We start from the raw sequence: 14,302 nt of genomic DNA on the forward strand, positions 1-14,302 counted from the left end.
AGGTCCCTATCCCAGTTCTGCTTCGAGGCTCGACCACGAGGTCGTCAGCTGCTCGATCGTCTTCGAGTACGAGTTGTGCGAGGTCTCGACCTGTGCGCGAAGCGACTCCGCGACACCCTCGAGGGTGGTCGCACCGACGGCCCAGGCCTCGAACGAACCGAGGAACGCCTGCATGGCCGGTCCCTGCCATTCGTTCGGGAGCATGTACGCGAATCCGCTCGCGCCCTGCTTCAACGCCCCGCAGTAGGCGACGAGTTCACTCATCGTCTGCATCAGCGCCTGCAGTTCGGAGACGTCTGCCTGCTGTTCAGCCACGGTCTTCTCCGTCGTGATCGGTGCCCGCGTCGGTGGTGGACGCGGCCGGCGTGCCGGGGTCGGCGGCACTCGCCGCGGGCGTCTCGCCGGATTCGGAGAACGCCTGAATCGAATCGGGGGCCACGGCGGGCTCGCCGTCGGCGCCCAGGCGGAACACGCCCGTGCCGATCGAGTCGTCGTCGCCGTCGCCGTCGGTGTCGCCGGAGCCGCCCCCAGTGGCTTGGCCGCCGGTCTTGCGCGGACCGAGCATGCCCCCGCCGAACTGCTCGACCTCGTTGTCGCCGGCGTAGTCGCGACCGAAGAACTCGGCCATGTCCTCGGCCTTCTCCTCGCCCGACGCCACCCGCGAGCCGAGCCCGCCGGACGCGTTCTTGACGGCGACGAGGCCCTGCCGACCGCCCTTGAAGCTGCCGCCCACGCCCGATTCCGTTCGGGTGTAGGAGCTGTCGGCGGAGATCAGGCCCTGCTGCAGGCCGGTGAGCGCGAGGCGCACCTGCCCGGACATCGCGACGAACGAGGCCCAGTTCTCACCGAACTTGTCGGCGTCTTCACCGACCCAGGTCGCATCGACGGTTCTCCCGACAGTGCTGTCGACCGCCGCAACGTTCGCGTCGAACGCGACGATGACGTTTCCGATGAGCGCTGCCACCTCGCTGAGCGAGTCGGCGCGTACCTTGAAATAGACCATGCGAGCTCCTGAGGGGTGAACGACTCAAGCGCCGACGCGCAGATCGCGTCGGCACCTGAGAATGGGGTTCGTCAGCCGTTGAAGGTGCCGGCGATCGCGTTCTCGCTGTCTTCGTACGACAGCGCAGCCTGGTTGAGCAGGTCGCTGATGCCCTGGAGGGACTCCTTGAGCTGCAGACCGGCCTGGTCCCACTGCGAGTAGAGCTCGTTGAAGCTCTGCGATGCGGTGCCCGACCAGTCGCCCGAGATCAGGCCCTCGACGAGGGACTTCAGGTTCGAGAGCTGGGACTCGATCGACTGCGAGCCGCTCGAGAGCTGCCCGGCGACGCCGGCCAGCGAGTCAGAAGTGACGCGGATTTCCGCCATGGTTTCCTCCGTGGGATCAACAGGAACGTTCGGTTCGCACGTGGGCCGAGGCATCCGCTCTTGGATGCTCTGACGACCCGACACCTGTACGTTACCGGGCGATCGGCGATGAGCCCATGGGGAGCACTCCCCATGGGCGGTGCGGAAGGTCTCCCGCCCCGGAGACGCGGCAGCGGCAGCGATCCGCCTCAGGCGGCGTGGATGACGAAGTTCACGTCGCCGACCCAGACGGTGTCGCCCGGACCGACCTCCACCTTCGTGCCGCCGCTCTCGAGCGGGACGAGCACGCCATCGCGCTGCACTCCGGAGCCGTTGCTCGACCCCGCGTCGCCGACCACCAGTACGCCGTCGTTCAGCTCGAGGAAGAGATGCACCCGCGACATCGACCGGGTGTCGTCTTCGACCTCGATCGCCTGCGCACCGGTCGCCTGCGCCGTCTGGGCCGGCTTGCGCCCGATGACGGCGTTGCCGGAGATGCGGACGCGCTGCCCGGTCGAGAAGACGAGTTCGGCGCGGGTCAGGTGCGGCCGGACCTCGACGGCCGCCGCGGGCTCCGCGGCGGGCGCCTCGGGCTGCGCGGTGCCGCGCTGCTGCCACGGGAGGGTGCCGGGAAGCGGCACGGGCTCGACCGCCGACACGGCGGTGGGAGCCTTCTGCTGCGGCGCGGCAGCTGCCGGCGACGCGCCGGGAGAGAACTGCGCGGGCACCGGCGGCTTGGCCGACTGCGGGATCAGCTGCCCGCACTCCAGACAGAACATGCTGTTCGGCTGCAGGGTCGCATCGCAGTAGACGCAACGCGTGGAGGCCACGGGCGAACTTCCCTTCGTCGACGATCGGGGCGTTCGCCCCGGGGTCCGGCATCCAGTGTACGGCGACGGACGGATGCTCCGGTCACTGGCGGATGTCGGGCACCCTCACCGGCATCCATCCGGCGGAGGTCGTGAAGACCCCGCCACCGGCGGATCCGCGTCCGAGCATGAACTTCGGGATCGGACTGCCGATCGCCTGGGTGCCCATGACGGCGGACTCGGGGCGCAGGACGAGCGCGCGGCGCGCCTTCTTCGCTTCGACGAACGGGCCGCCGAACAGCGTGGAGACGGACTCCGCGTCGGCGGCGACGACGAACGAGGCCCGGTGCTTGACCCCGACCAGCGAATGCTCGATCGGTGCGTTCTTCCAGTTCTCGGCGTCATCGACCACGATCGTGGCCCGCTCGCCGAGGGCATCGAGGATCTCGTCGAGCTGGGCCGGCGTGGTGTCGCCTGCCGAGATGACGGGAACCGAGTGCCCGGCGGCGACCTCGGTCAGCACGGACGGCCGCGCCGAGACCACGAGCAGCGGCTCCTTGCGCCATGCGAGCTGGTGCAGCAGGGCGGCCAGCGTCGAGGAACGACCCGACTTGCGACCGCCGGTGACGATGAAGCCGCCCTCGGCCGGCCAGTCCAGCGTGAATCGCGACAGGTGGTCGCCGCCGACGGCGACCACCGGCCCGTCGGCCGGTCCCGAGTCGCCGAGCGGCAGCTCGTACGCTGCGGTGAGCGCCATGTAGTTGGGCAGCGGGTCGACCCGGAACGGCTGGGCGAGCTCCGCGAGCTGCGGATACTGGTCGAAGTGATCGCGGACCTGCTCGACGACCCGGCGCAGCGCCGTGGTCTGGGCCTCGCCGCTCGTGTCCCGTGCGAGCACGGCGAGTTGCGCTTCGGTGCCCGCAGCCCCGAAGAGCACACGGCCCGGCGGCAGGTCGAGCGGGATGTCCTTCGCCATGATGCCGGCGGTGCGGTAGTCGCTGATGTCGCGGAGCGGCAGCACGTACTGCTCGTCGATGAACGAGCTGACCTTGTCACCGGAGATCGACCGGTCGCCGGTGATCAGCACGCGCACACCGACCGCCGGTCCCTCGCGCAGCACGCGCATGAACTGGTCGCGGAAGGCGATGAGCTGGTCGGCGTTCATGGTCGAGAGCATCCGCTCCCACCCGTCGAGGGCGATGACGGCGTACGGCAGCGCGTCGGCGACTCCGGCCTGCGCGCGCTGCTCGTTGATGTGGCCGACGCCGGCCGCCGAGAGGATCGACTGCCTGCTCGTGAGCTCCTCGAGCAGCCGCTGCACGAGTCGCGGCAGCCGGTCGGCGTCCAGTTGCGTCACGACGGCGCCGCAGTGCGGGGCGTCGGCGAGCGGAAGCAGGGCGCCGTTGCCGAAGTCGATGACGTAGAGGTGCAGGTCGGCTGGAGAGAACTGCTGCACCGTCTGGGCGAGCATCGTTCGCAGTGCGGTCGTGCGGCCCGACATCGAGCCGCCGATGAACAGCACGTGGGAGCCGTTCGCGATGTCCCACGTGAGGCTCCGCTGCGACTGCTCCCCCGGCACGTCCTCGAGGCCGAGCACGAGCGACGTGCGCGCGACCTGCTGGTCGGCGAAACGCTCGAGCGGGAGCACGGCGGGCAACGGCAGCAGCCACGGCGACGGGTTCTTCGCGATGCCCATCTGCTGCGTGGCGAGCGTGATCACGTCGACGAGGGCTCGCAGGTCGGTGTCGTCGTGATCGGTGTTGGCGGCGTGCGTGGGCCCGGCGCTCGGGTACCGCGCGGGGAAGCCGAGCGACTCCCACTCGAGCGGAGCCTTCGGCGGCAGCGACTTGACCGCACGCTGCACGCCCGGCCGGATGCCGGCGACCCGGGCGGTCTGGAAGCCGGCCGGCGCCGCGGACGGACCGAGCCGCACGAAGCCCCGACCCGGAGTGGACGAGCTGATGAGCGCCGCCTCGCCGGATCCGAGGATGTCGGAGGAGTCGGCCCGGTCGGTGACGCGCAGCGCGACCCGCAGGCTGATGTTCGACTGCATCTCGGGCGTGACGACGCCGGACGGACGCTGCGTGGCGAGCACGAGGTTCACACCGAGCGAACGGCCGACGCGAGCGATGCGCACAAGTCCGTCGATGAACTCGGGCAGCTCGGTCTTCAGCTCGGCGAACTCGTCGATCACGATCATGAGCCGGGCGAGACCTCGCTTGGCCGCGGTGTCGGCGTCCTTCGCCCAGGCACCCTCGACGTCCTTCGCGTTCATGTCCCTGAGCACGCGTTCACGCCGCTTCAGCTCGGCATCGAGCGAGGCGAGTGCGCGCTCCGTCTCGCGCGCGTCGAGGTTCGTGACCATGCCGACCGTGTGCGGCAGGCGCTCGCAGTCGGCGAACGCGGAACCGCCCTTGTAGTCGACGAGCACGAAGTTCAGCGCGTCGGGACGGTTCGCCATCGCGAGGCTCACGACGAGCGCCTGCAGGAACTCGGACTTGCCCGAACCCGTCGTGCCGGCGACGAGCGCGTGCGGGCCGTCGCGCGAGATGTCGAGCGCGAACTCGCCGTCGGCGTTGGCGCCGACCACGACGAAGGTGTTCCGGGGCTGCTTCGTCCAGCGCTGCATGATGGGCGCGGGGTCGTCGAGATCGATCTTCAGCAGGTCGACCATTCGCACGCTCGTGGGGAGCATGGCGTCGTCGCCGACTCCGCTGACGTGCTGGATGGAGCAGAGGCTGCGGGCGATCCGCTCGGCGGCGCTCAGGGAGACGCCGTCGAGCAGCACCGTCGGGAAGTACTCCTTGCCGGTCTCGAACCGGCCGATCGACGGGTCCGTCGGGTCGACGACCACGACGCTCGCGGCCTCCTCGGGCAGTCGAGCGCGTTCGGAGTCGAGCGCGATGATGTGGATGCCGTGCGCAGCGCCGTGCTCGAGGAGCGGCACCATGCCGGGAAGCATGCGGTACTCGCGGATGCCGTCGACGACGATGAGGATGTCGGTCGGGACGACGGCGCCTCGCTGGCCCGACAGGCGCATGCGGGTCTCGAGCGTGACGGCGGCCTCGCGGAGTCGCTCGCGGCGGCTGTCGTCGGTGTTGCCGATCATCGCGGTGACCGAACCGCTCGCCTGGACATGCGGAAGCCATTGGGTCCACGCCCATTCGGCGTCGGCCGCGGCATCGCAGATCACGACGAGTTCGGCGTCGCGCGGCGAGCGCAGCGTGGCGAACGAGGTGACCATCGCGCGAGCCAGGTTGCGCACGGCGTCGGAGGGCCCGGCGATACCGACGACGCCCGACCGCAGATCGGCCGCGACCGGCTCGGGCGTGACGCCGACCCGGGCCGGCGCGGAACGGTCCTTGCCACCGCCCTCGAAGCGCACGTCGAGGGTGACCTCCGTCACGCCCACGCGGAGCTGCAGGGCGTCGGCGTCGGACTTGCGTCGCTCCCACAGCCTCGAGAGGGGTCGCAGCGCGATGTCCGCGATCACGACCGGGTCGGGCATGCGATACCAGCCCTGGAGTCGCTGCATCCGAGCGAGGTCGCTGATGCGGCGCTCGGCGACCTTGATCTCCTCGATCCACTGCTTCTCGGTCTTCAGCCCCTTCTTCTTCGCGAGCTTCCGGTTCGCGATGAAGGAGCCGACGACCATGATGGGGCTTGCCGCCGCCATGAGCAGCATGATGGGACGCGCGAACACGATCGCCATCGTGACGCCCAGCACGACCGGGATGATCGCGGACAGCCACGGCATCGGCGACTGGTCGGGGTCTTCGGGCTTGTCGCCGGGCAACTGCACGACCGGCTGCGCCTGCGAGGGCTCGATGCGCGACGGACGGTTGAACCCGCGACCGCCGAGCGCGTCGCGCGTGAGGTCCGCGTCGGAGCCCGGGGCCATGCCGATGCGGAACATGCTGCTGCCGATCTGGAACAGGTCGGCCGGCACGAGCGCGACCTCGCCGTCGATCGGCTCGCCGTTCACCCAGATCGGCGCGCCCGCGACCGCCGGCGCCAGGGTCGCCGCGAGCGGAGCGGGCCGACCGTTCTCGAGCGTCGCCGCCGCGTTCAACGCGAGGGCGGCGTGCTGCGGCGCGAGCGCGGGGTCGGCGATGGTCAGTCCAGCGGATGCCGCGGTGCCGATCGTGATCGTCGCGCCGCGTTGGATCGGCACGCTCTCGCCCGCGAACGGGCCGCCCACGACCTCGAGGCGGAGGGTACCCGGCGAGAGCAGCGGCGAGCCCGCGACCGGAACGGTCGACCCCGACAGGAGCGCCGACTCGGCCAGCGGGGTCGCCGTGCCCGCGTGGGGGTCGAGCACGCTCGGCACGACGCCGAGCGACTCCGCGACCTCTCCGACGGTCGTCGCCTCATCGACCTTCAGGAGCCACGATGCCGGCTTGCCCGCCGCGACCGGCTCGCCGATCGTCAGTCGAACGCTCATGCTGCACACCTCTCTGTCGCGGTCCGCCCCGCCATCGTCGTCATCGCACACCGGCCCGGTCGAACGTCTCGATGAGCGACGCGAAGATCCCGCCACGCGGACCGGATGCGTCGCCGTCGACCGGCACGCGCGGAACGATCTTCGACGGTACGCCATCATCGCCCTGCGTCGCCGAACCCGGCACGAGCGACGGCTCGGGCGGAGCATCCGCGACGAGGGTCACCGAGCCGGTGGCGTGCTCGCCGTCGGCGGACACGACGTGGTAGCTGAACTGATCGACTGCGGCGCTGCTCGGAGCGTAGACGGCCGAACCGTCGGGTGCGCAGACCACGGTGCCGTGCACGGCCGAGCCGCAACCGACGAGGCTGACCTCGGCATTGCCTCCCCCGAAACGGAAGGCCAGCGGCAGCAGGTCGATGTTCTGCGGCGCGTCGGAGAGCCCGACGAACACGCTCGTCGCGACCAGGCGGTTCCGCGGCGAGTAGACCGGAACGGTGATCGCGGCATCGGCCGACCAGGTGCCGAAGTCGTCGGCGTAGCGAACGACGATCTCGGCGGCGCCCTCGAACCGCTCCGACGGCCGGAAGACGAGGTGGGTGCCGTTCGACGCAGCCGTGCCGGCGGAGGACGGCCGCACCTCGACGACGTCGAAGGCTCCGCCGTTCACGCAGACCGCGCACGCGATGCCCAGGTCGCTGAACGGCAGCATGACGGTCGAACCCGCGGCGACCGGGAAGCCGTACGCGCTCTCGGCGACCGTGGGCGGTTCGGGCGGCGCGAGCGACACGGAGTAGTCGACGGTCATCGAGGTGCGCCCGTTCGAGAGCGGCACCGGCACGGTCACGACGCCGGCGTCGGGATCGTAGCTCGGCGCGCTCAGGGTGATCTTCGTGGGCTCGCACGCCACCACGAGCGCCGTCGCGGCGCTGGGTCCCGCGCAGTCCGTGATCGACCAGCCCTCGCCCGGCTCGATCGCAGCCGAGCCGAGGTAGGGCACCGAGATCGCCGTCGGACCCGACGCCGAACCGGGAGCCGCGGCATCCGTGCCTTCATCGGCATGCACCGGCGCCGCCGCCGACCAGGCCGCGAGGGCGCACGCGAGCGCGAGAGAAGCCGTCACGGCCCGACGGCCGCTCGCTCTGCCCACTGCTCTCCCGTCGTCGTGCACGATCCGTGCCCCGGCGTTCGGGATACCATGGTACGCGGTCGGCCGGAGCCGGCCGTTTCGTTCGGCGCCGCCAAGGAAGGACCCGATGCAGAACACCTCGCTCGGCACCGCGCCCGGACAGACGCACCTGCCCCAGACCGGGGTCACCCGGCCGCTCGGCACGACGGGTTCCGTGCTCCCCGAGCTTGCGGAGGCGCCGGCCCGGGAACGCAAGTGGTGGCGGCATCCGGCATTCATCGTCTCGATCGCGCTGACGTTCGTCGCCCTCGCCGGCGCCGTCGCCTGGTTCGTCATCTCGGCCCTGAACGACGACTCGGTCGCGGTCAGCGGCCTCTCCCTGAGCGTGGACGGCGGCAACGCCCACCTCGACTGGAGCGGCCCCGACGCGGCGTACAGCGTGTACGCCGTGCACGGCGACGGCGAATCGACCGACCTGACCCAGTGGGTGACGGGCACCGAGGCCTGGCTCCCCGCGGCACTCGGCATCTACGAGAACGACACCTGTTTCGTCGTGCGGCCGACGGCCACCTCCGGCGACGTCTCGCTCGACGCCTCGACTCTCGGCTCGCAGCGCGCGCAGAGCGCGTGCGTCGCCGACGCCGCGTCGTGAGGCGGAGCGCCCCGCTCGTCTGCATCGCAGCGCTCGCGCTCGCGGGGTGCAGCGCCGCGCCGCAGGAGGCGCCACCGACGCCGACGCAGTACGACCTGGGCGATCTCGACCCCTCGCAGATCGACGGAAACGGCCTCTGGCTGCTCTCCGGGGCCGATGCCGCCGGCGAGATCGTCGACGCCGTCGAAGCCGCCGGCAGCGTCGCGTACTCCGGCACGTTCACGGAACTCACCGCCGCGACGCCCGAGGTCGAGGCCGCGCCCGGCCGGGCGCTCGCCGTCGACTACCGGGGGCGTCCGGGTGAGTACACCGCGACGGTCACGGCGGGCGGACTGAGCTTCGAGGTCGTCGCCGCCGCCGGACGCACCTACCTCCGCGGCAACGCCGCGTACGCCGCGCAGATGGGCATCCCCGAGCTCGAGCAGGGCTTCGTGTGCGCCGCATCGGGCGAAGGGCTCGCCGAGCAGTGGTCACCGCTGCTTCGCCCGGGCGACCTCGTCGGCGCGCTCCTCGAGTCCAGCGACTCCGTGAGCGTCCCGTCGCCGCCGTCCGACGCCGAGGTGCTCGACGTCGTGCTCGGCGGGGAGACCGCTCCCGCGGGCATCATGCACGTCGCGCGCGTGGGCGCTCCCCTGCCGACCGACTTCACCGCCGGCGATCGCACGGGCGATGGATCCTTCACATTCAGCGCATGGGGCGACGACCAGCCGGTCGCCCCGCCGAGCGAGATCGTCCGCCCCTGCGGGGTGTCCGACTAGCTGCGCGTCCGCCCGACGGGCGTCTGCCCGACGGGCGTCTGCCGATCAGTACCGCTGCACCTGGGGCCCGGCCGCGAGCTCGCGGTCGTACGCCTCGAGTGCGAGCCGGTTGCGCTCGGTCACCGCGCGTCCGCGAGCGGCGATCCATCCGCCCAGCCAGATCGGGATCTCGCGGGCGATGACGGCTGCGACGATCGCGTACGGGTCGAGCCACCGCTCGGCGATGAAGTCGTTGGCCTGCTCGAGCGTGAGCGTCCAGGCCTCCACCCCGAGCAGCGAGCCGCCGATGTAGGCGAAGTACACGAGCACGCCGACGAGCAGGCCGAACACCGCGTAGGCCCACCACGGACCCCGGTTCACGATCGCCGCGAGCAACGCGAAGCCGATGAAGAACGCGACGACGGGCACCCAGAACATGGGTTCGACGAGGAAGTCGACGATGCCGATCGCCTCACCGGCAGGTGCCCCGTAGTTCAGGTACAGCGCATAGCCGATGGCTCCGTAGAGCACCCCGAACGCGACGGTGCCGATGAGCGCGACAAGCACCCCGAAGCCGCGGTTGCCCTTCGCCTTCGGCGGTGTCGGCGCCTGCACGTAGATGGTCTGCGGGCCGGGCTGCGGGGCGACGTAGACGGGTTCGGGCTCGTCGGCGAGGGTCGCGGCGCCGGCGGCGGTTCCCGCTGCCATGGTCGCGGACGGCACATAGGTCTCACGGCGCACGGCGTCGGCGGCGACGGGTTCGGGGGTCGCCGAGGCATCCAGGTCGTCGATGCCGTTGGTCTCCTCCGGCGCCGGGTGCGCACTCGCCCGCTCGACGGCCTCGTCGAGGCGCGACGTGGCGGCCAGGTCGGAATCCGCGGTCTCGGGCTCGACCGCATCGACCGAGGCCGCTGACGAGTCGCCCTCGACGCGCACCGGCTCGTCGACCGGTCCCGTCTCGTCCACCACGGGAGCGGGCTCGGGGGCGGTTTCGTCGACGAAGGCGTCGTCGACCGGTCCGGTCTCTTCCTCGTGACGTTCCGGGTCGGATCCGGGAGTCGTGCTGCTCATGATCGCGCTCCTTCCGGGCACCCCTCGCACCCGTGATCGGCCAACTGTAGCAACGCATCCGGCCGTCGTCCGGGAGCGCGCGCGGCGCTTCGCCCAGCCCGTCGAAGCGAGCGGATGTCGCGGCGGACACCCGATCAGAAGGACGGATGCGTCACCGCCGCCGTGAAACGAAGCAGGGCCCCGGATCGCTCCGGGGCCCTGCTGTCGTATCGGCTGACTAGCTGTAGTTGCCGGGGGTGAAGTCGTCGCTCGAGAACGCGTCGAAGTCGACGAAGCTCAGGTCGCCCTCGGTGAACGCGGCGTCGTCGGTGAAGATGCGGTTCGGGTACCGCTCCGCCTTCGCCTCCTCGGTCGCCTCGACCGCGACGTTCCGGTACTTCTGCAGACCGGTGCCGGCGGGGATCAGCTTTCCGATGATCACGTTCTCCTTGAGGCCGACGAGCGGGTCGGACTTGCCCTCCATGGCGGCCTGCGTGAGCACGCGGGTCGTCTCCTGGAAGGACGCGGCCGACAGCCACGACTCGGTCGCGAGCGAGGCCTTGGTGATACCCATGACCTCCTGGCGAGCCGACGCCGTCTTCTTGCCCTCGGTCAGCGCGGCACGGTTGATGCCGTTGTACTTCAGGCGGTCGACGAGCTCACCGGGCAGCAGGTCGGTGTCGCCGTGGTCGACGACGGTGACCTTGCGCAGCATCTGGCGCACGATGACCTCGATGTGCTTGTCGTGGATCGGCACACCCTGCGAACGGTAGACGTCCTGCACGCCGTTGACGAGGTGCTTCTGCACTTCGCGCACACCCTTGACCCGGAGGACTTCCTTCGGGTCGACGGTGCCGACGATCAGCTGCTGGCCGAGCTCGACGTGCTGTCCGTCTTCGACCAGGAGGGTCGAACGCTTGAGCACGTTATACGCGATCGGCTCGTCGCCGTTGTCGGGCGTGAGGATGACCTTGCGCTGCTTGTCGGTCTCGTCGATCGTGATGCGACCCGGGGCCTCGACGATGGGCGACGCACCCTTGGGGGTACGCGCCTCGAAGAGCTCCTGCACGCGGGGAAGACCCTGCGTGATGTCGTCGGCCGAGGCCGAACCACCGGTGTGGAAGGTACGCATCGTCAGCTGCGTGCCGGGCTCACCGATCGACTGGGCCGCGATGATGCCGACGGCCTCGCCGATGTCGACGAGCTTGCCGGTCGCGAGCGAACGGCCGTAGCACTTCGCGCAGACACCGACGGCGGACTCGCACGTGAGCACGGAGCGCACCTTGATCGTCTCGACGGCGGCCGAGATGAGCTTGTCGATGAGCACGTCGCCGACGTCCTCACCGGCCTCCGCGACGACCTCGCCCTTGGCGTTGACCGCGTCGGCGGCGAGGCTGCGGGCGTAGACCGCGTTCTCGACGTTCGGGTCGCGAACGAGCTCGCCCGAGGCATCCGTGGTCGCGATCGGGAGCTCGAGGCCCTTGCTCGTGCCGCAGTCGTCTTCGCGGATGATGACATCCTGCGAGACGTCGACGAGACGACGCGTGAGGTAACCCGAGTCGGCCGTACGGAGGGCCGTGTCGGCCAGACCCTTGCGGGCACCGTGCGTCGCGATGAAGTACTCGGCGACCGAGAGGCCCTCGCGGTAGCTCGAGATGATCGGGCGAGGGATGATCTCACCCTTCGGGTTGTTCACGAGGCCTCGCATACCGGCGATGTTGCGCACCTGCAGCCAGTTACCACGAGCACCCGACGTCACCATGCGGTTGATGGTGTTGTCGGTCGGGAAGTTCTCCTGCATGGCCTTGGCGACCTCGTCGGTCGCCTTGGTCCAGATCTGGATGAGCTCCTGGCGACGCTCGAGGTCGGTCGTCAGACCCTTCTCGAACTGGCCCTGGACCTTCGCGGCCTGCTTCTCGTACTTCGAGACGATCTCGCCCTTGTTCGGCGGCGTCAGGATGTCGGAGAGTGCAACGGTCACGCCCGAACGGGTCGCCCACTTGAAGCCGGCGTCCTTGATTCGGTCGAGGGTCGCTGCGACCTCGGTCTTCGGGTAGCGCTCGGCGAGGTCGTTGACGATCTCCGAGATCTGCGTCTTGCCCGCCTGCGCGTTCACGTAGGGGTAGTCGACCGGCAGCGCCTCGTTGAAGAGGGCGCGACCGAGGGTCGTCTCGAGCAGGTACGGCTTGCCGGGAACGAAGTTCTCGGGGGTCTCGCCCTCGGCGAAGTGCAGGCCCTCGAGACGGATCTTGACCGTGGCGCCGAGGTCGAGCGCGAGCTCGCCCGGACGGTTCTGGTCGAACGCGAGGATGGCCTCGGAGATCGACGAGAACGCGCGACCCTCACCTGCGGCGCCGGGCTTGCCGGTCGTCAGGTGGTGCAAGCCGATGATCATGTCCTGGGTGGGCAGGGTCACCGGGCGGCCGTCGGACGGCTTCAGGATGTTGTTCGAGGCGAGCATCAGGATGCGGGCCTCGGCCTGCGCCTCCACCGAGAGGGGAAGGTGCACGGCCATCTGGTCGCCGTCGAAGTCGGCGTTGAACGCCGCACACACGAGCGGGTGGAGCTGGATGGCCTTGCCCTCGACGAGCTGCGGTTCGAAGGCCTGGATGCCGAGGCGGTGCAGCGTGGGTGCACGGTTCAGCAGAACCGGGCGCTCACGGATGATCTCCTCGAGCACGTCCCAGACCTGGGGACGCGAACGCTCGACCATGCGCTTGGCGGCCTTGATGTTCTGAGCGTGGCTCAGGTCGATCAGGCGCTTGATCACGAACGGCTTGAAGAGCTCCAGCGCCATCTGCTTGGGCAGACCGCACTGATGCAGCTTCAGCTGGGGGCCGACGACGATGACCGAACGGCCCGAGTAGTCGACGCGCTTGCCGAGCAGGTTCTGGCGGAAGCGACCCTGCTTTCCCTTGAGCATGTCGCTCAGGGACTTCAGGGCGCGGTTGCCGGTACCGGTGACGGGGCGACCGCGGCGGCCGTTGTCGAACAGCGCGTCGACGGCCTCCTGCAGCATCCGCTTCTCGTTGTTGACGATGATCTCGGGGGCGCCGAGGTCGAGCAGACGACGAAGACGGTTGTTGCGGTTGATCACGCGACGGTAGAGGTCGTTGAGGTCGGAGGTCGCGAAGCGGCCGCCGTCGAGCTGGACCATCGGACGAAGCTCCGGCGGGATCACCGGCACGACGTCGAGCACCATCGCAGCCGGCGAGTTGCCGGTCTGCAGGAAGGAGCTCACGACGCGCAGGCGCTTGATCGCGCGGATCTTCTTCTGGCCCTTGCCTTCGGCGATCTGCAGGCGCAGGTCGTCGGCCTCAGCAGCCAGGTCGAAGGCCTCGAGGCGCTTCTTGATGGCCTCGGCGCCCATGTAGGCGTCGAAGTACATGCCGAAGCGGTCCTGGAGCTCGTGGAAGACCGAGTCCTCGGGCTTGAGGTCGCCGACCTTGAGGGTGCGGAAGTCCTCCCACACGCGCTCGAGGTGCGCGATCTGCTCGTCGCCCGACTTGCGGACCTGCGTCATCTCCTTGTCGGCGGCCGCCTCGGCGCGCTTCTTCTGGTCGGACTTGGCGCCCTCCGCCTCGAGTGCGGCGAGCTCGTCCTCCTTGCGCGCCATCAGCGTCGCGATGCGGGCATCGCGCTGGTCGCCGATGGTCTTGATCTCGAGCCGGAGCTCGTTCTCGAGGCCGGGCATGTCGGCGTGACGACCCTCGTCGTCGACGTCGATGACCATGTAGGCGGCGAAGTAGATGACCTTCTCGAGGTCCTTCGGCGCCATGTCGAGCAGGTAGCCGAGACGGCTGGGCACACCCTTGAAGTACCAGATGTGCGTGACCGGCGCGGCGAGCTCGATGTGGCCCATGCGCTCACGGCGCACGGAGGACTTGGTGACCTCCACGCCGCATCGCTCGCAGACGATGCCCTTGAAGCGGACACGCTTGTACTTGCCGCAGGCGCACTCCCAGTCGCGGCTCGGGCCGAAGATCTGCTCACCGAACAGACCGTCCTTCTCGGGCTTCAGGGTGCGGTAGTTGATGGTTTCAGGCTTCTTGACCTCACCGTAGGACCACTTGCGGATGTCCTCTGCGGTGGCCAGGCCGATGCGAAGCTCGTCAAAAGTCGTTGCGTCGAGCAATT

General features: G+C 69.8%; 10 protein-coding genes. 2 read left to right on the forward strand and 8 right to left on the reverse strand.

Features of this window, described 5'->3' with window-relative positions:
* Nucleotides 1–6: 6 nt before the first annotated feature.
* The 6 genes from ASD23_RS12405 to ASD23_RS12430 form a co-directional block, all read right to left on the reverse strand.
* Nucleotides 7–315, reverse strand: coding sequence for a hypothetical protein (locus ASD23_RS12405; protein ID WP_056010936.1), 309 nt, complete (start codon nucleotides 313–315; stop codon nucleotides 7–9).
* Nucleotides 308–1,003: a WXG100 family type VII secretion target gene (locus ASD23_RS12410; RefSeq protein WP_056010939.1), complete on the reverse strand. Its 696-nt coding sequence runs from the start codon at nucleotides 1,001–1,003 to the stop codon at nucleotides 308–310. The genes ASD23_RS12405 and ASD23_RS12410 overlap by 8 nt, the downstream gene beginning before the upstream one ends.
* Before the next feature lie 71 nt (nucleotides 1,004–1,074).
* Complete coding sequence (locus ASD23_RS18865; protein WP_056010942.1) at nucleotides 1,075–1,368, reverse strand: WXG100 family type VII secretion target; 294 nt, start codon at nucleotides 1,366–1,368, stop codon at nucleotides 1,075–1,077.
* 188 nt (nucleotides 1,369–1,556) lie between these two features.
* Nucleotides 1,557–2,177 (reverse strand): FHA domain-containing protein, encoded by a 621-nt coding sequence (locus ASD23_RS18870; RefSeq protein WP_056010945.1) that lies wholly within the window; start codon nucleotides 2,175–2,177, stop codon nucleotides 1,557–1,559.
* Between the two features lie 82 nt (nucleotides 2,178–2,259).
* Complete coding sequence (locus ASD23_RS12425) at nucleotides 2,260–6,600, reverse strand: FtsK/SpoIIIE domain-containing protein (RefSeq protein WP_056010948.1); 4,341 nt, start codon at nucleotides 6,598–6,600, stop codon at nucleotides 2,260–2,262.
* Between the two features lie 40 nt (nucleotides 6,601–6,640).
* The gene (locus ASD23_RS12430) at nucleotides 6,641–7,720 is read right to left on the reverse strand and encodes a hypothetical protein (RefSeq protein ID WP_056010952.1); all 1,080 of its coding nucleotides are present in this window, start codon (nucleotides 7,718–7,720) and stop codon (nucleotides 6,641–6,643) included.
* Nucleotides 7,721–7,853: 133 nt separating this feature from the next.
* Between ASD23_RS12430 and ASD23_RS12435 the strand changes: the two genes are divergently transcribed.
* Nucleotides 7,854–8,378 (forward strand): hypothetical protein, encoded by a 525-nt coding sequence (locus ASD23_RS12435; RefSeq protein ID WP_056010957.1) that lies wholly within the window; start codon nucleotides 7,854–7,856, stop codon nucleotides 8,376–8,378.
* Complete coding sequence (locus tag ASD23_RS12440; RefSeq protein WP_157377073.1) at nucleotides 8,375–9,136, forward strand: hypothetical protein; 762 nt, start codon at nucleotides 8,375–8,377, stop codon at nucleotides 9,134–9,136. Before ASD23_RS12435 ends, ASD23_RS12440 begins: the two co-directional genes overlap by 4 nt.
* A gap of 45 nt (nucleotides 9,137–9,181) precedes the next feature.
* Here ASD23_RS12440 and ASD23_RS12445 read toward each other — a convergent pair whose 3' ends face one another.
* Together ASD23_RS12445 and rpoC are read right to left on the reverse strand one after the other, a co-directional pair.
* Nucleotides 9,182–10,186 (reverse strand): rhomboid family intramembrane serine protease, encoded by a 1,005-nt coding sequence (locus tag ASD23_RS12445; RefSeq protein WP_056010963.1) that lies wholly within the window; start codon nucleotides 10,184–10,186, stop codon nucleotides 9,182–9,184.
* 217 nt (nucleotides 10,187–10,403) lie between these two features.
* Nucleotides 10,404–14,300 carry a DNA-directed RNA polymerase subunit beta' gene (gene rpoC / locus ASD23_RS12450; RefSeq protein WP_056010966.1) on the reverse strand — a complete coding sequence of 1,299 codons (3,897 nt, stop codon included), beginning with the start codon at nucleotides 14,298–14,300 and terminating at the stop codon, nucleotides 10,404–10,406.
* Nucleotides 14,301–14,302: the final 2 nt, after the last annotated feature.

It is taken from the genome of Agromyces sp. Root1464, from assembly GCF_001427265.1.
Classification (GTDB): Bacteria; Actinomycetota; Actinomycetes; order Actinomycetales; family Microbacteriaceae; genus Agromyces; species Agromyces fucosus.

Bases quoted from the DNA above. Each gene is read 5' to 3' on its own strand.
- ASD23_RS12445 (WP_056010963.1), bottom strand. From the start codon at position 10,186: ATGAGCAGCACGACTCCCGGATCCGACCCGGAACGTCACGAGGAAGAG.
- ASD23_RS12410 (WP_056010939.1), bottom strand. From the start codon at position 1,003: ATGGTCTATTTCAAGGTACGCGCCGACTCGCTCAGCGAGGTGGCAGCG.
- ASD23_RS12425 (WP_056010948.1), bottom strand. From the start codon at position 6,600: ATGAGCGTTCGACTGACGATCGGCGAGCCGGTCGCGGCGGGCAAGCCG.
- ASD23_RS18865 (WP_056010942.1), bottom strand. From the start codon at position 1,368: ATGGCGGAAATCCGCGTCACTTCTGACTCGCTGGCCGGCGTCGCCGGG.
- ASD23_RS12435 (WP_056010957.1), top strand. From the start codon at position 7,854: ATGCAGAACACCTCGCTCGGCACCGCGCCCGGACAGACGCACCTGCCC.